Consider the following 17,847-nt stretch of genomic DNA (forward strand, 5'->3'; position numbering starts at 1 on the left):
CAGATGAATATATCGGAGTTGTCACTTAAAAGACCGGTGCTTGCAACGGTAATGAACCTGGCTTTGATCCTTTTCGGTGTAGTGGGATTTACCTTTCTTGCCGTAAGGGATTATCCTGCTATCGATCCACCTATTATCACTGTGTCTACTTCCTACACAGGTGCTAATGCGGATATTATAGAAAGTCAGATTACCGAACCGTTGGAAAAACAGATCAATGGTATTCCCGGTATCCGCACCATCACTTCTTCCAGTTCGCTGGGCACAAGTACTATCACTGTAGAGTTCAATCTGGGTATAGATCTGGAAGCTGCTGCCAGTGATGTACGTGATAAGGTGAGCCAGGCTACACGTAACCTTCCGCAGGATATTGATGCCCCGCCTGTTGTGACCAAGGCAGACGCCAATGCAGATTTCATTGTGATCATGGCCGTGCAGAGCCGCACCAAAAGCCTCATGCAGCTGAGTGATTACACCGAAAATGTATTACAGCAACAATTTCAGACTATCAATAACGTTAGCTCAATTAATATACTCGGGCAAAAACGCTACTCCATGCGCATCTGGCTGAACCCGGATAAAATGAGCATGTATAATGTGGCATTCACAGATATCAGTACTTCACTGAATAATGAAAATGTAGATCTGCCTCCCGGTAAAATCTATGGCAGCAACACAGAATTAACGATCCGAACACTGGGAAGGCTGACTACAGAAAAACAATTCAGTGATCTCATTATCCGGGAAGACAGCAGCGGTATCGTGCGCTTGTCCGATGTAGCGCGGGTAGAATTAGGTCCGGAACAGTATGAACAAAACTGGAAGTATAACGGTGTGAATGCAGTAGGCTTAGCTATCATTCCGCAGCCTGGCGCCAATAATATCCAGATCGCAGATGATTTTTATAAGCGCTTAAAAGAAATAGAGAAATCAAATAAAGATGATATCCAGTTTCGCGTTTTGGTAGATAATACACGGAATATCCGCCTGTCGCTGAAAGAAGTGCAGGAAACGTTATTGATAGCTTTCGGACTGGTAGTACTGGTTATCTTCCTGTTCTTCCGTAACTGGCTGATAGCCATCAGGCCATTGATTGATATTCCAATCTCACTGGTCGCTACTTTCTTTGTCATGTATATGGCCGGCTTTACCGTGAACATTCTGACATTACTTGGTATCGTACTGGCAACAGGGTTAGTGGTGGATGACGGGATAGTAGTGACGGAAAATATTTTCCGGAAGATAGAGGAAGGCATGTCTATTAAAGAGGCGGCACTTGAAGGCAGTAAAGAAATCTTCTTTGCGGTTATCTCCACATCTGTCACACTCGCCGTTGTATTCCTTCCTGTGATCTTTTTACAGGGTTTCGTAGGAAGGTTATTCCGCGAATTTGGAGTGGTGCTGGCATCTGCTGTGCTGATATCTTCTTTTGTATCGCTGACTATCACGCCTGTTCTGAATGTGGTACTGAACCGAAAGAATGCAGAACATGGGTGGTTTTATAAAAAGACAGAGCCTTTTTTCGTAGGCATGGAAACGGGGTACAAACGACTGCTGGAAAGTTTCATGAAACTGAGATGGACGGCATGGCTTATCATTGCGATATGTGGTGTTCTCATTGTACTAACAATGTCGGGCCTCCGCAGTGAAATAGCTCCGCTGGAAGACAGGAACAGTATACGTTTTAATGTCACAGCGGCAGAGGGTACAAGTTTTGGTCGCATGCAATCTATCACCGACAAGGTATCAGATTACCTTTACGATTCTGTGCCTGAAAGAGACTTTGTATTCAGCAGAACACCCAGCGGGGCAGCTGGTGCAGTGAATGCATCACAGCCGAGGATTGGGCTTGTTGATCCCGAATACAGGGACCGTAGTCAGAATGATATTGCTACAGATCTGCAAAAGAAAATGGGCCGTTTCAATGATGCAAGAATTTTTGCTATCCAGGAACAAACCATCTCTGTGGGATCAGGTTCCAAGTCGTCGGTACCCGTACAATTTGTACTGCAAAACCTGGATCTGAACAAATTAAAGTCCGTCATTCCACAATTTCTTGAAGCTGCCCGTAACGATAAAACCTTCTCTAACGTAGACGTAGATCTGAAGTTCAATAAACCGGAAGTACAACTATCGGTAGACAGAACAAAAGCGAAAGACCTGGGGCTCTCTACTGCCGATGTGATAGGCGCTGCGCAATCGGCTTTTAGCGGCGGCAGGCTGGCCTATTTTATCATGAATGGATATCAGTATCAGGTAATAGGGCAAGTGGAATATAAAGACAGGAATAAACCTGCGGATATAGACAAGCTATATGTAAGGAGCAGCAACGGAAACAACATTCCGCTGGATGCTGTAGTCCATCTGGAAGAGAGTAGCAGTCCTTCTATCCTGTATCACTATAACAGGTATAAGTCGGCCACTATTTCTGCCTCACTGGCTCCCGGCAATACTATCGGGGATGGGATCAAAGCCATGCAGGCTATTTCAGCGAAAGTGCTCGATCCTACTTTCCATACTTCACTGGCAGGGTCTTCCAGGGATTATGCAGAAAGCTCTTCGAATACTGCTTTTGCATTCGGACTGGCACTCGTATTAATTTATCTGATCCTGGCAGCCCAGTTTGAAAGTTTTATAGATCCGCTTACTATTATGCTTACGGTACCGCTGGCACTTGCCGGTGCATTATTAAGCCTGTGGGTATTCGGACAAACGCTGAATATCTTCTCCGAAATTGGTATGATCATGCTCATTGGGTTGGTTACTAAAAACGGGATATTGATAGTGGAATTTGCTAATCAGAAAAGAGAACTGGGGATGAATAAAGTGGAGGCCGTTATAGAAGCCGCCTCTCAGCGTTTGCGCCCCATCCTGATGACCAGCCTGGCTACTTCCTTAGGTGCTTTACCCATCGCGTTAAGTCTTGGAGCTGCCGCTGCCAGTCGTGTTCCTCTGGGAATAGTGGTAGTAGGAGGTATTCTGTTCTCGCTGATCCTCACATTATTGGTAATACCGGCTGTATATACATTCATCTCCGGCAAACATAAACATGAAGAGAAATAGTATGAGATATGTGTTCGTGTTATTACTGCTCCCTGCTTTTGCTGTAGCACAGCAAAAGCTGGAGCTGCAACAGGCTGTTGACATTGCGCTGAAGAACAGCCTTGATATCCAGCTGACAAAGAATAATCTCGATGCCAGCGTTATTAATAATAACTATGGCGTGGCGGGTGGATATCCGCTCATCCAGGCTTCGGGTACAGATAATGCACAAAGTACGAATCTCAATCAGCGGTTGAATACCGGGGTTACCATCCAAAGGGACGGGACTTTTACCAACACATTAAATTCAGGTTTGGGTGCAAGTGTACTGGTGTATAACGGTAGGCATGTAGTGGCTACCAAACAGCGGCTGGCCACTCTGGAAAAACTGAGCCAGCGCCAGTTGGATTCTATGATCATTAATGTGGTGGCCAACGTTCAGCTAAAATATTTTGATGTTGTCCGTCAGCAGAGTTACGCTAATACTTTGCAGGCATCTATCGTTGTTTCACAACAAAAACTGGATATCGTAAAAGCAAAGCGGGAGTTGGGTATGTCAAATGATGCAGATCTTTTCCAGGCACAGGTAGATATCAATACACAACAGCAAACCTTACAGGCGCAACAACTGATCATCGATCAGGATAAGACAGATCTGCTCCGTCTTCTTACATTAAAACCGGATTCAAGTATCCTTGTCCGTGATACGATCATCATCGATAAAAAAATAAGCCTGGATAGTGTACTCACTTACATGGAAACAAAGAATCCACGCCTGCTGGCGGCAGACCTGCAAATCAGGATCAATGAACTGAGGGAAAAAGAAACTGCTGCACAGCGTTATCCTTCCCTGAGCTTTAACACAGGATTTAACTATAACCGTACAGAAGCCGGAGCGGGCAATGTATTGTTCAACCAGAACTATGGGCCCTATGTTGGTGCCGGTTTAGTGATCCCTATTTTTAACGGTAGTATTTACCGGCGGCAACAGCAGGTAGCGGCTATTGCCACCAAAAATGCAAAGATCGAAAAGGATATCTATACGAAAGACTATACGGCCAGTGTGATAAAGTTGTGGCAGTCATATACCAGCAATCTGCAACAGATCGAAACATCAGGTAATAATTATGATCTTTCTTCCCGGTTGCTTAATCTCGTATTACAACGGTTCCAGCTGGGGCAGGCAACTATCGTTGATGTAAAAACGGCACAGCAGAGTTTTGAAAATGCAGGATATATGCTGGTGAATTTATCATATGCCGCCAAAGCAGCGGAGATCCAGTTAAAGCTTCTGGCGAACACATTGGATTATTAGATATTAGAATTAATTTATACTTTAGTGGTTTCCAAACCTATATCATGAAGGAAACCTTTAGAGTTATTCATCTGTTCAGTGAATTCACGAACCCCTTTAAGATTGTATCCGGCGCCATAATTATAGGCATTCTCACCGCTATCGTGGCTATTGTACTTGTTATTTTACTGCGTAAGTTTATGCTGGTGCCTCGTCGTCATCAGCTGCTGAAATATATTGCCTGGGCTTATTTCCTGTTACTGCCTGCGCTGGCAGGTTTTTTCGGCTTTAAATGGGGACTGTTCAACTCTTTAAGAAAAGATATAAAACAGCATACCAGTATTTATATCCAGCATATTCCCCCATCTTTTGATCAGCAGACATCTGCCGCACTTAGTGCCTTTTTTATCCGGGATAGTGCAGGCGTAAATGTTGCCCCATTGGCCAGCTATTCTACAAATCAACTCATAGATTCCGCTGCGGAGATCATTTACAGGGAGTATTACAATACACTGGAAAAACAGTCAGAACTGAAAGAAGGAGGGAACGTACTCGTTAGTTTTATTGCCAGTGTAACAAAAGGTAAGGGAGTAGCTTATTTTATGAAGAAGTCTATTCGTAAGTTACTGTCAGAAAAAGGTGGGCTGGATGAGAGCGTAAGTAAAGATCTGATGGCAACAAAGGTAGAAGAAATATTACGTGCAGGGCTGTTTGCAAAGATCATACTGATTCAGCTGGACCATTTTTTACAGGGTGTACAGAAGGGGATCCTGATTACTTTTTTTCTGATTATCGCAATACCTCTCGTTGAAATACTGATAGCTCATTATCTTCATAGAAAGAAACTAAAGCAGCAGGATGGAAAACTATAGTATCATTTTATTTATCCTGGCTATCATGCTGGGCTTATCCGCAATTGCTGAAAGAGTAAAATTACCTTATCCAATATTACTGGTGATAGCGGGGATCGGTGTAGGTTTCCTTCCTGGAGTGCCTAAGATCGAACTCGACCCTGAAATAATATTCCTGTTGTTCCTGCCGCCAATGCTGTACGATGCGGCATTCAATATCTCCGTTATAGAATTCAAAAGGAATATCCATACAATCATGACCCTGGCCTTTGCACTGGTCTTTTTCACAGCTGCCGGTATTGCCGTACTCGTGCATTACCTGATTCCGGGTATGAGCTGGGAACTGTCATTTACCCTGGGAGCAATCCTGTCTGCTACCGATGCCGTAGCTGCCATGAGCATCACCAAAGGACTTGGAATCTCTCATAAAACAATGACCATCCTGGAAGGAGAGAGCCTGATCAATGATGCTTCCGGCCTCATTGCTTACCGGTTGGCGGTAGCGGCAATAACAGGTTCTTCTTTCATATTATGGAAAGCTGGTTTACAATTCTTCATATTGATCCTTGGTGGTTTCCTGGTAGGATTGGTATTAGGTCTGCTGTTAATACTGATCTTAAAGTACACTCATCATAAGGGAAATGTTGCAATCAGCTTCACCTTATTAATGCCTTTCATTGCTTATCTGCTGGCGGAGGAACTGCATGTTTCCGGTGTAATTGCTGTAGTACAAGTTGGTATCCTCATTTCCAGAGCTAGCAGAAGACAAGCAGCCGGCGGACTTCGTGTTGCCTATAAATCAATCTGGGATATTATTGTTTTTATTCTGAATGGGCTGATCTTTGTCCTGATCGGATTTACATTTCCCTATGTAATTGAAAATATAGATCATAACCTCATCCTACCTTTGATAGGTTATAGCTTCCTTATATGTTTTGTGGCGCTGATTATCAGAATGGCAAGAATTTTCCTGCAACGTGTAAACCTGGAACGAGCTTTCAAAAGAAAGAGTATCAGGAGTAATAAACGGGCATTGCTGAACTGGAAAGAATGCCTGATCATTGGATGGTCTGGAATGCGTGGAATCGTATCGCTGGCCACAGCACTGGCTTTACCCATGACATTAAGTGATGGAAGTGCTTTCCCTCAGCGGAACATTATTATCTTTATTTCAGTAATGGTTGTACTGATTACACTTGTAGTGCAGGGATTAAGTCTGCCGTGGCTGGTGAGACTTTTAAAGGTGAATCCTAAGCATTCATAAGATGCTTGCCGGTTTCTCTGAATATGCTTTTGTCTACATCTTCGATAGTCATAACATTTTCAAGCGATGCAAACTGCATGGGGAGGGGTGAAAATAACCATACACCTCCCTGTGGCACAACGCCATAGGAAGATGTGCCTACTTCAATCTTAAAATACTTTTTACCTTCCAGGAAAGAAAAGCCAATCTCAATCAATTTCTCCGGACTAATAGGCGTCATTGTATACTGTTTTTTGTAAATATAATGATTGTTTTATATAAATGGAGCCTTTTCAGTGCTCTAATAAACTTCCAACTCCGTTTTATTACTGAATAAGCGGACAATCAGATACATGGGATGAACAATTATATCAGCAAGTCATTTAATCCTGGATAAAGCGGTTTAGCATTTAACTCCTTTTGCCTAATATTGCAGGATATTAAGGTTATCATGGACAAGAGCATAAACAAATATATCAGTGAAACGGGCTTTTGCAGCCGTCGGGAAGCAGATAAGTATATTGAGCAGGGGCGCGTTACCATCAATGATAACATCGCTTCTAAAGGTAACCGTGTAGAAGATGGTGATGTGGTGGAAGTAGATGGAGAACCCCTGAAAAAGAAGAAGGCAACTATCTACATTGCTCTGAATAAGCCCAAAGGAATCACCTGTACTACAGATCTGAAGGATAAGACCAACATCATAGATTATATCAATTTCTCTTCCCGCATTTTTCCTATCGGGCGGTTGGATAAATTATCTGAAGGGCTCATTTTCCTGACGAACGATGGGGATATAGTGAATAAGATCCTGCGCGCTGGTAATCACCATGAAAAGGAATATACCGTAGTAGTGGATAAACCCATCAACCTGGAGTTTATCAAAGCAATGCGAAACGGTGTACGTATCATGGGCGTTACTACCCAGAAATGTTTTGTGCAGCAGGAAACCAATGACAGGTTCAAGATCATTCTCACACAGGGATTGAACCGGCAGATCCGCCGGATGTGTGAAGCGCTGGGATATAATGTAAGAAGCCTGAAGCGGACACGTATCATGAACATGACGCTGAAAGATCTGGCTCCGGGTAAATGGAGATACTTCACCAAAGAAGAGATCAGTACGATCAATGAGATGGTGGCTACCAGCAGTAAAACTGATAAGGGAAGTAGTGCTGAAGGGATGGATGAATAATCATCGCACATTCTTTTGTATACGTGCAAGAACCAGCGGGTCGGGCATACTGTTCAGGGGAAGTACAATTGACCAGGCATGATCACCCGAAATCCATGATAAAGACTTGTACTGGGCGAAGTTAGTGAAATGCGCCTCTATCATACCTTCCTTGTGTATGACCTTACTAACCTCATACACCTGCAACGGAGTCATTAAGCCTGTTCTGAGTGTTTTTGAAAGAGCTTCTTTGATAGTCCACAGCAACGATAAATTAGGTGCATCAGATGGAAGTAATCCCCGTTCCTTCTCCGTAATGATTTCATTGATACTTTCATTTATTTGCGGGGAGATTAATTCTACATCAACTCCCATGGGATGTGCCTCCGGATATATAACTGCCACGCACCATTTTTCAGTATGAGAAATACTTAACTGTACATTAGTTATCTGCAGGATGGGTTGTTGAAATACGCCTGTAGCTATTTTAATGTCAGCAAGTTCCTTGTGCTGAGTATAAGCAGCAACAGCCTGCTTGGCAGTATATCTCCCATGAAGATAGCTGTGTTGTCTTTTAGCGGCTTTAAGTGTATTGAAATAAGTATGTTCATCCGGATGAAGGAAACTGTTTTTCAATGTTTGTAAAGAAGGTAACGTTTGTTGTGAAGTGGCTATACAGGCCGAAAAAGAACCAGTTGCCCTTTCCATAAAGAGGGTTTCAATATTTACCAGGTTATCCATAGATGAACATTATGAGATTCTACTAGTCGTGCATGTAGATATGCAACTTGTTTTGCAGCAATTCCATATCATGCTGCATCGTTTTTATCTTTCCCAATAAGTAATTAATAATATCGATCCCTTCAGTATTGATACCCATCTCTGCATGCCAGCGGGTATATATTTCAAGGTCGGGCAACTGTTCAGACGCTATATAGGTACCACCTTCAACAATGGTTACGGATATTAGACCTTCATCTACAAGTGAGTGGATAAAGGAAGAGTCTATGTTGTGTACACTGCAATACTGGCTGACAGCTATTAATTCTGTTTGCATTGAACATGGGTTTTATTGTTAAGACTTCGCTAACTCCCTGAATAATTCTTTTTGTTTTTCTGTTAATTCCGTTGGGATTTTGACGTTATAGGTAATAATCAGATCACCATGTTGGCCTTCTTTTTTATAAACAGGAAATCCTTTACCTTTTAATCTTGCTTTTGTATTATTCTGTGTTTCAGGTTTAACCTTTAGTTTCACTTTACCATCCAGTGTATCTATCATCACATCTCCACCTAATACGGCTGTATACAGATCTATTTGCACTGTTGTATACAGGTCGTTATCCAGTCTTTTAAATACAGGATCTTCGGCAATGACGAAGGTGATATACAGGTCGCCGTTAGGGCCGCCATTTGCGCCCGGGGCACCATGTTCCTTCAGTTTGATCACCTGTCCGTTGGCAATACCGGCAGGGATGGTAATCCTTACCTGTTTATTATTTACGTTTAAAGTCTGCTGATGGGTTTTATGTGCATCCTGTAAGGTAAGATGTATTTCTGCATTGTAGTCTTGTCCGCGGTATTTACGGCCACCGCTACCGCTGGAACGTCTGTTACCAAAAAGGGATTCAAAGAAATCAGAGAAATGTTCATCGCCAAAGTCGCCGGAGAAGCCGCCCTGTTGTCTGCCACCGCCAGACCAGGATTGTTGTTGTCTTGCCTGTTCATATTGATCAGCATGTTTCCAGTTCTCCCCATATTCATCGTACTTTTTGCGTTTTGCCGGATCGCTCAGTACCTCATTAGCCTCATTAACCTGTTGAAATTTATTGTTAGCTTCTTTGTCGTTAGGGTTAATGTCCGGGTGATATTTCCTGGCCAGTTTACGGTAAGCCTTCTTAATCTCTGTGTCTGAAGCCTTTTTATCCACCCCAAGGATCTTATAATAATCTATAAAAGCCATATGTAATATTTATGGAATGTTCTTGTTGTCGTTAAGGTTATTTGAATAAACCACGCTAAATTACAGAATCTTCAAATCACGTGCCCGTTTATTCCTCCGGGCCTATTTCTGCCACACGGCCAATCTGTCCGTCTTCCAGGCGTACTTTAATACCCCGTGAATGAAAAGGAGAAGAAGTGAGGATATCCTTTACAATTCCATAGGTTAACTTACCACTGCGTTGATCTTTTTTCAGGATTATAGCTACTTCTAACCCCGGGTATATATCCTTTCTGTTCTGACCATCCATAAAAAACAAACATTATTTTTCAACCTCAAAGCTAACTATTTTGTTCATGATGGCATAATGTGGCATTCTTTTTTGAAATCCGAGAAATTAACACCAGTGGTGTTTTTGAAGAACTTACTAAAGTGGGCAATGTCTGAAAACCCCAGTTGCCAGGCTACTTCTTTCATACATATATCCGAATAGGCAGCCTGCCGTTTTGCCTCCAGTACAACCCTCTGCCGGATATGATGACTGGCAGGATAACCTGTGATCTTTTTGACTATTTCATTCAGGTAATTAGGGGTTACAGAAAGCAATTGGGCATAGTCTATTACTTTTTTCAGGGTGATGAAGTTCTTTTCCAGCAGGGACTTAAACTTTTCTGCCAGCTCAATATTCCGGGATTGCAGAGTGGTTTTAAGCACGTCAGGAAATTGTCTTGTCAGGTAAATAAGGAAAATTTTAAAGTAACGCCTGAGTATTTCTGCTTTAAACAGGTAGCCATTATCACATTCTTTCATCATCTTCCGGGTAATCTCATACATCTCTGTCGAAATATCCTTTTCGATTTTGATATTGTTTGATTTTGAAAAGGTATCAAAAAATCCGGAATGGTGCATCGGGTCAAATTCATGGTCATTCTTGTATAGGAAAGATGCCGTAAAGAGGAAAAGATACCCTTCCAGCTGATCATTTCCTTTCAGTTGATGCACTTGTCCGGGAGTGATGCAACACAAACTGTTTTCCGTAAGGGTAAACTCTTTCAGATCAACAGTCAGTTTTCCATTGCCATTGGTGATCCAGATGAGTTCTATGTAATCCTGCATATGCGGCACTTCATTATGCATTTTAATCGCACCTTCTGTCCAACGGAACCTGATAATACGGAAAGGAAGATCCGTTGTGTTATTTTCAAATCTTAGCAGGGGGAAATATTCAGGATACTTCATGAGTTGACAGTTTGGCCATATAAAGACTAATTGCGTGCCTGAGTATAATTAAATGATAATCACCTATTTGTATGATTTAAAAGGGCCGTAAAAACGCGATATGTCGTTTAATTACCACCATCCTCACGAAATATCGTTAATCGTAATTATTCAATTGTCCCGGGGTTATCGGGAAGGTAATGTTGTTTTTTAATACCAAATTTTTTCATTTTTGATTCCAATGTGGTGGGAGGGATATTTAATACCTGTGCGGCTCCTCTTGCACCACTTACCCTGCCGTTACATTTCATCAGTACATATAAGATGTATTCTTTTTCATGTTCTTCCCAGGTTTTGAGGGTAAAATCCGGAGTTGTTGGAGAAGGTTTTGATTGTGTACCTGCTGGTATGTTCAGCTCCTGTATAAAATTTCCTCTGCTTACAATTGCGCTACGTTCAATCATATGTTCCAGTTCACGGATGTTTCCCGGCCATTCATAGTCAGTCAGTTGCTGTAATACCTGATTGCTGATTCCCCTGAACTCCCTGTCCAGTTTTTTTTCCATCTTCTTTAAGAAGTGGGCAGCCAGAAGGGGAAGGTCTTCTTTCCGCTCACGCAGTGGAGGAATTTGAACAGGGAATACATTAATGCGGAAGTAAAGATCCGAACGGAATCTGCCGGCAGCCACTTCCTGTTCAAGGTTTCTATTGGTGGCAGCAATGATCCGCACATTGATCTTAATCACCTTATTACTACCTAAACGCTCTATTTCCTTCTCCTGCAAAACACGTAATAATTTAGCTTGTAATTCCAGAGGAAGTTCGCCTATTTCATCCAGGAACAAGGTGCTGCCATCGGCCACTTCAAATTTACCAATCCGTTTATCGATAGCACCTGTAAAGGCGCCTCTTTCATGACCGAATAATTCGGATTCTATCAGTTGGGCCGGGAGTGCAGCACAATTTAATCTGATGAGTGGCTTCGTTTTCCTGGTGGATAAATTATGAATGGCTTTTGCGATAAGTTCTTTCCCGGTACCTGTTTCTCCCAGCAGCAAAACAGTTGTATCAGTACGGCTTACGAGATTGATATTTCTGAACACTTCCTGCAGGCTTTTGCTCCGGCCAATGATCTCTTCAAAATGATATATTTCAGATGTTTCTTCTTCCTGATAGGGATCCTGATTGTTTTTTGCGATCAGCAATTTTTCATGCAGCAGTACATTACATAACTGGAGGGAAAAAGTAGCTGCCAGCTGTTCAAACATGCCTGTATGTAAAGGCGTAAAATGATCTTCATCAAAGGAATCTACCGCTAAAAATCCTATGAGTATATCCATTACTTTCAGCGGAATAATACAGGTGCTTTTAAAACCATTTTCTTTATGTAATAATGATAGGGGAATATTGGAAGATAATACCTCATTTGCATTGTTATACTTTATAATGAAAGGGATAGATTGTTTTAAGGGAGCCTGACTTAAGAAGGTATTTTTATGCAGGGCATTTTTTATAAGAGGATGCATGTTTTCTGTAAAACATGAATAGTGTATATAACCCTCTGTATATACTAATACGTAAGAGGAATCAAAACTAATAATCCTTTTTAATTCCTTTTTGATATTACTCATTAATTGTTTCCTGCTCCCGGCAGGAGTAATTGCATTATCGACATTTATAGTAGTACTCTCCTGGCTCTTATTTGGCGTGTCCTTTCTGGTTCTTTTCATGTTTAGAATATAAAAAAATCGAATCCGCAACTGCAGACCTGTGCTTTTAAAGGATCAGGATTAAAATTCCGTGCTATTATGGGAGTAACCTTATTGCTGTGAAAATAATGAAAATTCCAGCCTGTGGTATTTACTAAATAACGTGAACCGGATTAGTGATTTCACGTCATTCAGTGAATAAAAAGAATAGTTTGTTTTATTAATTGATTGATTATTAGTTGATTGTATGGATGGTATGTGTTTTGCCTTTCCAAGGCAGGAAAAATTCAAAATCCCATGAAAACGCGGTAATGCCGAATTTGAGCCTTGTTATTAAAAGCCCATTTTGTAACTAATACAACTAAACCCTCAGGAATGACAACTTTAGCTCAGTCGCCCGGCAGCCAGCTGGATATGCCTTCTTTTGAAATTCATGCAATAGAATGGGCAGAGAAAATGGAGAAAGCAAACGATAACGTCCCTCATCGTCACGACTATTTTGAAATAGTCTGGGTAAAGGAAGGAGCGGGCACCTGCCTGATAGATCTTGAATGCATGGATTTAACTTCCAACCACGTGTATTGCCTTAGCCCCGGACAATTACACCAGTTCAGGGCAAACAATGATCTGCGGGGGTATGTGCTTTCCTTTACGCCCGACTTTCTTTTAATGCCGGAAGGAACCCCTACGTTAATTTCCCGGCAAAAGTATGCCTGTTCCCGCGCCATTAAAGTGAGTGAGGAAATGAAAACAGAAATGGAAGACCTGTTGCTGAAAATGATGAAAGAGTATGATAACTTCTTCCTGCTCAGGTCTGAGATTCTGAAGGGCCTGTTGAAGATCTTTTTAATTTATTTAACAAGGCAGTATGAACCCCGTATGGCAGACATTGCATCTCCCAGAAGGGTAGAACTGGTTAACAGGTTTTTTGCTATTGTTGAGAAGAAATATATGGAGCATAAAATGGTTTCCGATTATGCAGAAGAACTAAATATTTCTCCCAATCACCTGAATGAAATCGTGAAGAAAGCGTCAGGCTTTCCGGCCAGCTATCATATTCGTCAGCGGGTACTACTGGAAGCCAAGAGATTGGCTGCGTATTCTGGTGCCAGCATGAAGGAAATAGCCTATAGCCTGGGATTTGAGGATATCGCCCACTTCAGTAAATTCTTTAAAAATCTCTCCGGACTGAACTTTACCAGTTATAAAAAGACGGCTATGAAATCAATGGAATACTAACTATTTGTTCCTTACTGTGGATTGACTATGTGGTTCAAATTCTCCGCATCCTCATCTGTAATATCGTTTTCTTCGAACTTTTGTCCGCCAATATTAGCATCCTCTTCTTTTGTATCATCCTTTTCTTCCTCTTCAACCTGAGAAGAAATGTGATCGTTTTGATTTACATCTATATCATTATCAGATGGTTTCCCCGGTGTCCGGGGGCCTGCCCGCATTGTATTTATCATATCATCAGTTTTAAGGTCATTTATACATAAACAAATACTGCGCCACCTGAAAATAGGGGAATATTGTGATTATAAGCGCTTTGGGGAGGATTTTTATACCCACCTTAAAGTATCAGGAAAGTAAAAAAAATACCCACTATATACTGGTACTAGATTATTTGGTTGTATTGTTTAATATTGTACCGGAATGTTCACTGTCACATTTAAATAGGGGATATGCAGCCGGTAAGCGATGTCATTGTAGTCGGAGGGGGGCTGGCCGGACTAACCAGTGCTATTCATCTGTCTCGTGCAGGTTTGCACGTTATTGTTGTCGAGAAGCATCAATTCCCCAGACATAAGGTTTGCGGAGAGTATATCTCCAACGAAGTATTGCCTTACCTGCAATGGTTAGGGGCAGATCCTGCTGTGCTGCAACCCGCACAGATAGATCGCGTGAGCATTTCTGCCGTTACCGGCAAAATGGTGGAAACCCCTTTGCCAATGGGTGGTTTCGGCATCAGCAGGTATGCGCTCGACCAGTTCCTTATGGAACAGGCAGTGAATAATGGTTGCGAATTACTGGAAGATACGGTTACGGATATTGTTTTTGAGCATAACCGCTTTATAGTCAGCACAGCAGATCATGGGATGTTGACAGCGCGTTTTGTATTTGGCGCATATGGCAAACGTGCCGCACTGGATCAGCAACTGGACAGGTCCTTTTTAAAGGAACGCTCTCCCTGGCTGGCTATAAAAGGCCATTACCGGGGTAGCTTCCCCGACGGGCTGGTGGCATTGCACAACTTCCGGGGCGGTTATTGCGGCGTTTCGAAAGTGGAAAATGAGATCATCAATATCTGTTACCTGGTGAGTTATGATACCTTTAAACAGTTTAAAAATATTGATACACACCGGCAGGAAGTGCTGCATAGAAATAAACACCTGCAGCAGATATTTGAGAACAGTGAACCTTTATTTGAACGTCCCTTAACCATCAGTCAGGTTTCCTTTGCAGAAAAAGAAAAGGTAGATCGTCATATCCTGATGACGGGCGACACGGCTGGTTTAATTCACCCGCTTTGCGGAAATGGAATGGCTATGGCTATTCACAGCGCCAAAATAGCTTCGGAACAGGTATTGCAGTTTTTTGAAGGAAACATTCCTTCCCGTAGCATACTGGAAAATAACTATACCAAAGCCTGGAAAAAAGAGTTCGGTAAAAGGATAGGAGCTGGTAAAATACTCTCCGCCTTATTCCGGAAAGACCGGCTTTCGGCTGCTGTGATGAAGGGGTTGGTATTGTTCCCTGCGTTGCTGCCGGTGATCATCAAACAAACACATGGAAGACCTTTAAAAGTAAATAGCTGATGTTTATAAACACCCGTGAAAGGACACTTGCTCCTGAGATCATGGATGATTTTCTGCTGGAAGGAGAGGAGCTACGGGAAAACCTGGACGAAATTGCACAGATCAACCGCCTGTTAGGAGGTAATAAGGCTACTCTGAGTGGCGTAGCGGTATTGCTGAATAAAGTGCCTGCCGGAAAGGAAATAGTGATTGCTGATATTGGCTGCGGGAATGGCGATATGCTGCGGGAGCTGGCAGTATATGGAAGGAAGCATGGACTGCAACTGAAACTGCGGGGCATTGATGCCAATAACTTTGCGGTGAGGCATGCTACAGTCCTGTCTGCAAACTATCCGGAGATTAGTTACGAATGTATAGATGTGATGGATGAGGCCTTTGACAGGATGCCCTATGATATCCTTTTGTGTACCCTTACATTACATCACTTTAAAACGGGGGAGATCCTGCAGCTGATGAACCGGTTTCTCAGTAACGCAACAGTAGGTATTGTTATCAATGATCTGCACCGTAGTGCATTGGCTTACAGATTGTTTCATCTGATATCTGTTGTGTTCCGGCTGGGAAAGATTTCACGGGAAGATGGATTGACCTCTATTCTCCGGGGATTCAAAAGAAAGGAGATCCTTGAATTGTCAGAAAGTCTAAATATCGTACATTATACCCTCAGGTGGAAATGGGCTTTCCGTTACCAGTGGATAATTTCAAATTTATGAGTGTTAAAATACAAGCCGTAGCGAAAGCCTTACCTCAGTATTCCAGAACAACAGACGAGATTATGCCTTTCCTGGATTTTTGGTTATCCGGCCAGGAAGACCGTTTTGTAAGGAAAGTAAAAAAGATTTTCGAGAACGCAGCAGTAGATAAGCGTTATTCGATTATGAGTCCCGAAGAGGTTTTTAGTAACACTTCGTTTGAAGAGAAAAATGATATCTATGTCCGTGAAGTGATCCTATTGGGTAAAAAATGTCTGGGAGATGCCCTGAATAAAGCCGGTCTTCAGCCGCAGGATCTGGACTATATCATCACCGTGAGTTGCACCGGTATCATGATTCCATCTCTGGACGCCTATCTGATCAATGCCTTGCAGTTGCGCCAGGATATTGTGCGCCTGCCCGTAACAGAAATGGGTTGTGCCGCAGGCGTATCCGGAATGATCTATGCCAAAAAGTTTCTGGAAGCTAATCCGGGAAAGCGGGCGGCGGTGATCGCAGTAGAATCTCCTACCGCTACTTTCCAGCTGGAAGACTTCTCTATGGCGAATATTGTGAGTGCAGCCATCTTTGGAGATGGTGCCGCCTGTGTGATTCTGTCCTCACATGAAGCGGACCAGGGACCAGCAATTATTGCGGAAGGAATGTACCATTTCTTTGATGCAGAGCATATGATGGGCTTTAAACTTACCAATACAGGCTTACAAATGGTATTGGATGTGGAAGTACCTGATCGGATTGCCGCACATTTTCCGGATATTGTGCATCCATTCCTGGCAAAACATGGAATGACCATCCAGGAGGTGGATCATCTGATCTTCCATCCCGGCGGCAGAAAGATCATCCAGACAGTGGAAGCCTTATTCGGTGAGCAGGGGAAAAATATTGATGATACAAAAGAAGTATTACGTTTATACGGTAATATGTCCAGTGCTACTGTATTATATGTGTTGGAACGTTTTATGGATATGAAGTTACCTACCGGTCAGAAAGGCCTGATGCTGAGCTTCGGTCCGGGTTTTTCTGCACAGAGAATCTTATTGCAATGGTAAAAGAATTTGAAGTTCATCAGTACTGGGCAGTTGTCCTTGGTGGTAGCAGTGGTCTCGGACTCGCAGCTGCCCGCAAGCTGGCGGCACATGGTATGAACATCTGTATCGTTCACCGCGATCCACGCATTGATATGGAAAAGATCAATGCTGCCTTTGATTCGGTGAGGGCTACCGGCGTTCGCCTGATCTCTTTTAATGCAGATGCCATTAATGCGGAGAAACGTGGAGAGATCCTGGTACAGCTGAAAGAACAGATGGGAGATGCCGGAAGAGTCAGGTGCCTGCTGCATAGCATAGCACGGGGTAATCTGAAAGCAATGATATCTGAAAGCGGACCTATTCTGAGCATAGATGATTTCAGACTTACAATGGAAGGAATGGCATTCAGTCTTTATGACTGGACCCAGGGGATAGTGAACAGTCAGTTATTCGCAGCTGATGCCCGCATTATTTCTTTTACCAGTGAGGGAAGTAACAGAGCATGGAAACACTATGCTGCTGTATCTGCTGCTAAAGCAGCATTGGAAGCTATTACAAGAAATATAGCACTGGAATATGCGCCAAAGGGGCTGCGGGCCAACTGTATTCAGGCAGGAATTACAGATACGCGCTCTTTACAGATGATTCCGGGAAGTGAACAATTAATCAATCACGATAAAAATAGAAATCCTTTTCACCGTTTAACCACACCGGAAGATGTTGCCAATGTTGTGTATCTTTTATGTAAAGATGAAGCTGCATGGATCAGCGGTACCATTATTCCTGTTGATGGAGGATCACATATCAGTTAATA

At 42.6% G+C, this 17,847-nt stretch carries 18 protein-coding genes; 10 read left to right on the forward strand and 8 right to left on the reverse strand.

What is annotated here, in order from left to right; genetic code table 11:
* Window positions 1-3 precede the first annotated feature (3 nt).
* Genes BM176_RS12790 through BM176_RS12805 form a run of 4 tightly spaced genes read left to right on the forward strand, consistent with a single transcriptional unit; the run spans window position 4 to window position 6,451 of the window.
* The gene (locus BM176_RS12790) at window positions 4-3,063 is read left to right on the forward strand and encodes an efflux RND transporter permease subunit (RefSeq protein ID WP_090103557.1); all 3,060 of its coding nucleotides are present in this window, start codon (window positions 4-6) and stop codon (window positions 3,061-3,063) included.
* Window positions 3,050-4,357, forward strand: a complete 1,308-nt coding sequence (locus tag BM176_RS12795; RefSeq protein WP_090103559.1) for a TolC family protein — start codon at window positions 3,050-3,052, stop codon at window positions 4,355-4,357. The genes BM176_RS12790 and BM176_RS12795 overlap by 14 nt, the downstream gene beginning before the upstream one ends.
* A 44-nt stretch (window positions 4,358-4,401) precedes the next feature.
* Complete coding sequence (locus BM176_RS12800) at window positions 4,402-5,208, forward strand: hypothetical protein (protein ID WP_090103561.1); 807 nt, start codon at window positions 4,402-4,404, stop codon at window positions 5,206-5,208.
* A complete protein-coding gene (locus tag BM176_RS12805) occupies window positions 5,195-6,451 on the forward strand; it encodes a Na+/H+ antiporter (protein WP_090103563.1) in 1,257 nt (418 codons plus the stop codon). Before BM176_RS12800 ends, BM176_RS12805 begins: the two co-directional genes overlap by 14 nt.
* On the opposite strand, the gene BM176_RS12810 is transcribed toward BM176_RS12805, so the two are convergent.
* Window positions 6,438-6,671: a hypothetical protein gene (locus tag BM176_RS12810; protein WP_090103565.1), complete on the reverse strand. Its 234-nt coding sequence runs from the start codon at window positions 6,669-6,671 to the stop codon at window positions 6,438-6,440. The genes BM176_RS12805 and BM176_RS12810 overlap by 14 nt on opposite strands.
* Window positions 6,672-6,881: 210 nt before the next feature.
* On the opposite strand from BM176_RS12810, the gene rluF reads away from it, so the two are divergent.
* On the forward strand, window positions 6,882-7,625 hold the full coding sequence (gene rluF / locus BM176_RS12815; protein ID WP_090103566.1) for a 23S rRNA pseudouridine(2604) synthase RluF: 744 nt from the start codon (window positions 6,882-6,884) through the stop codon (window positions 7,623-7,625).
* On the opposite strand, the gene BM176_RS12820 is transcribed toward rluF, so the two are convergent.
* From BM176_RS12820 to BM176_RS12845, 6 genes are all read right to left on the reverse strand, one after another.
* Window positions 7,626-8,345: a 4'-phosphopantetheinyl transferase family protein gene (locus BM176_RS12820; protein ID WP_090103568.1), complete on the reverse strand. Its 720-nt coding sequence runs from the start codon at window positions 8,343-8,345 to the stop codon at window positions 7,626-7,628.
* Between the two features lie 22 nt (window positions 8,346-8,367).
* Window positions 8,368-8,661, reverse strand: coding sequence for a chaperone modulator CbpM (locus BM176_RS12825; protein ID WP_090103570.1), 294 nt, complete (start codon window positions 8,659-8,661; stop codon window positions 8,368-8,370).
* An 18-nt stretch (window positions 8,662-8,679) separates the two neighbouring features.
* Window positions 8,680-9,567, reverse strand: a complete 888-nt coding sequence (locus BM176_RS12830; RefSeq protein ID WP_090103571.1) for a DnaJ C-terminal domain-containing protein — start codon at window positions 9,565-9,567, stop codon at window positions 8,680-8,682.
* An 88-nt stretch (window positions 9,568-9,655) separates the two neighbouring features.
* Window positions 9,656-9,856 carry a YwbE family protein gene (locus tag BM176_RS12835; RefSeq protein ID WP_090103573.1) on the reverse strand — a complete coding sequence of 67 codons (201 nt, stop codon included), beginning with the start codon at window positions 9,854-9,856 and terminating at the stop codon, window positions 9,656-9,658.
* 44 nt (window positions 9,857-9,900) lie between these two features.
* A complete protein-coding gene (locus tag BM176_RS12840) occupies window positions 9,901-10,785 on the reverse strand; it encodes an AraC family transcriptional regulator (protein WP_090103575.1) in 885 nt (294 codons plus the stop codon).
* Window positions 10,786-10,931: 146 nt separating this feature from the next.
* Entirely contained in the window at window positions 10,932-12,494 is a 1,563-nt protein-coding gene (locus BM176_RS12845) for a sigma-54 interaction domain-containing protein (RefSeq protein WP_090103577.1), read from the reverse strand.
* 354 nt (window positions 12,495-12,848) lie between these two features.
* On the opposite strand from BM176_RS12845, the gene BM176_RS12850 reads away from it, so the two are divergent.
* A complete protein-coding gene (locus BM176_RS12850) occupies window positions 12,849-13,712 on the forward strand; it encodes an AraC family transcriptional regulator (protein ID WP_090103579.1) in 864 nt (287 codons plus the stop codon).
* A gap of 11 nt (window positions 13,713-13,723) precedes the next feature.
* On the opposite strand, the gene BM176_RS12855 is transcribed toward BM176_RS12850, so the two are convergent.
* The gene (locus BM176_RS12855) at window positions 13,724-13,942 is read right to left on the reverse strand and encodes a hypothetical protein (RefSeq protein WP_090103580.1); all 219 of its coding nucleotides are present in this window, start codon (window positions 13,940-13,942) and stop codon (window positions 13,724-13,726) included.
* Window positions 13,943-14,158: 216 nt separating this feature from the next.
* On the opposite strand from BM176_RS12855, the gene BM176_RS12860 reads away from it, so the two are divergent.
* The 4 genes from BM176_RS12860 to BM176_RS12875 are packed head-to-tail and all read left to right on the forward strand — an operon-like array spanning window position 14,159 to window position 17,845.
* The gene (locus BM176_RS12860) at window positions 14,159-15,292 is read left to right on the forward strand and encodes an NAD(P)/FAD-dependent oxidoreductase (RefSeq protein WP_090103582.1); all 1,134 of its coding nucleotides are present in this window, start codon (window positions 14,159-14,161) and stop codon (window positions 15,290-15,292) included.
* A complete protein-coding gene (locus BM176_RS12865) occupies window positions 15,292-16,005 on the forward strand; it encodes a methyltransferase domain-containing protein (protein WP_090103585.1) in 714 nt (237 codons plus the stop codon). Before BM176_RS12860 ends, BM176_RS12865 begins: the two co-directional genes overlap by 1 nt.
* Complete coding sequence (locus BM176_RS12870) at window positions 16,002-17,054, forward strand: type III polyketide synthase (RefSeq protein WP_090104880.1); 1,053 nt, start codon at window positions 16,002-16,004, stop codon at window positions 17,052-17,054. The genes BM176_RS12865 and BM176_RS12870 overlap by 4 nt, the downstream gene beginning before the upstream one ends.
* Window positions 17,048-17,845 carry an SDR family oxidoreductase gene (locus BM176_RS12875; RefSeq protein WP_090103587.1) on the forward strand — a complete coding sequence of 266 codons (798 nt, stop codon included), beginning with the start codon at window positions 17,048-17,050 and terminating at the stop codon, window positions 17,843-17,845. The genes BM176_RS12870 and BM176_RS12875 overlap by 7 nt, the downstream gene beginning before the upstream one ends.
* Window positions 17,846-17,847: the final 2 nt, after the last annotated feature.

It is taken from the genome of Chitinophaga sp. CF118, assembly GCF_900112615.1.
Classification (GTDB): domain Bacteria; phylum Bacteroidota; class Bacteroidia; order Chitinophagales; family Chitinophagaceae; genus Chitinophaga.

Coding starts and splice junctions, on each gene's coding strand:
- BM176_RS12790 (WP_090103557.1), top strand. CDS start 4: ATGAATATATCGGAGTTGTCACTTAAAAGACCGGTGCTTGCAACGGTA.
- BM176_RS12795 (WP_090103559.1), top strand. CDS start 3,050: ATGAAGAGAAATAGTATGAGATATGTGTTCGTGTTATTACTGCTCCCT.
- BM176_RS12800 (WP_090103561.1), top strand. CDS start 4,402: ATGAAGGAAACCTTTAGAGTTATTCATCTGTTCAGTGAATTCACGAAC.
- BM176_RS12805 (WP_090103563.1), top strand. CDS start 5,195: ATGGAAAACTATAGTATCATTTTATTTATCCTGGCTATCATGCTGGGC.
- BM176_RS12810 (WP_090103565.1), bottom strand. CDS start 6,671: ATGACGCCTATTAGTCCGGAGAAATTGATTGAGATTGGCTTTTCTTTC.
- rluF (WP_090103566.1), top strand. CDS start 6,882: ATGGACAAGAGCATAAACAAATATATCAGTGAAACGGGCTTTTGCAGC.
- BM176_RS12820 (WP_090103568.1), bottom strand. CDS start 8,345: ATGGATAACCTGGTAAATATTGAAACCCTCTTTATGGAAAGGGCAACT.
- BM176_RS12825 (WP_090103570.1), bottom strand. CDS start 8,661: ATGCAAACAGAATTAATAGCTGTCAGCCAGTATTGCAGTGTACACAAC.
- BM176_RS12830 (WP_090103571.1), bottom strand. CDS start 9,567: ATGGCTTTTATAGATTATTATAAGATCCTTGGGGTGGATAAAAAGGCT.
- BM176_RS12835 (WP_090103573.1), bottom strand. CDS start 9,856: ATGGATGGTCAGAACAGAAAGGATATATACCCGGGGTTAGAAGTAGCT.
- BM176_RS12840 (WP_090103575.1), bottom strand. CDS start 10,785: ATGAAGTATCCTGAATATTTCCCCCTGCTAAGATTTGAAAATAACACA.
- BM176_RS12845 (WP_090103577.1), bottom strand. CDS start 12,494: ATGAAAAGAACCAGAAAGGACACGCCAAATAAGAGCCAGGAGAGTACT.
- BM176_RS12850 (WP_090103579.1), top strand. CDS start 12,849: ATGACAACTTTAGCTCAGTCGCCCGGCAGCCAGCTGGATATGCCTTCT.
- BM176_RS12855 (WP_090103580.1), bottom strand. CDS start 13,942: ATGATAAATACAATGCGGGCAGGCCCCCGGACACCGGGGAAACCATCT.
- BM176_RS12860 (WP_090103582.1), top strand. CDS start 14,159: ATGCAGCCGGTAAGCGATGTCATTGTAGTCGGAGGGGGGCTGGCCGGA.
- BM176_RS12865 (WP_090103585.1), top strand. CDS start 15,292: ATGTTTATAAACACCCGTGAAAGGACACTTGCTCCTGAGATCATGGAT.
- BM176_RS12870 (WP_090104880.1), top strand. CDS start 16,002: ATGAGTGTTAAAATACAAGCCGTAGCGAAAGCCTTACCTCAGTATTCC.
- BM176_RS12875 (WP_090103587.1), top strand. CDS start 17,048: ATGGTAAAAGAATTTGAAGTTCATCAGTACTGGGCAGTTGTCCTTGGT.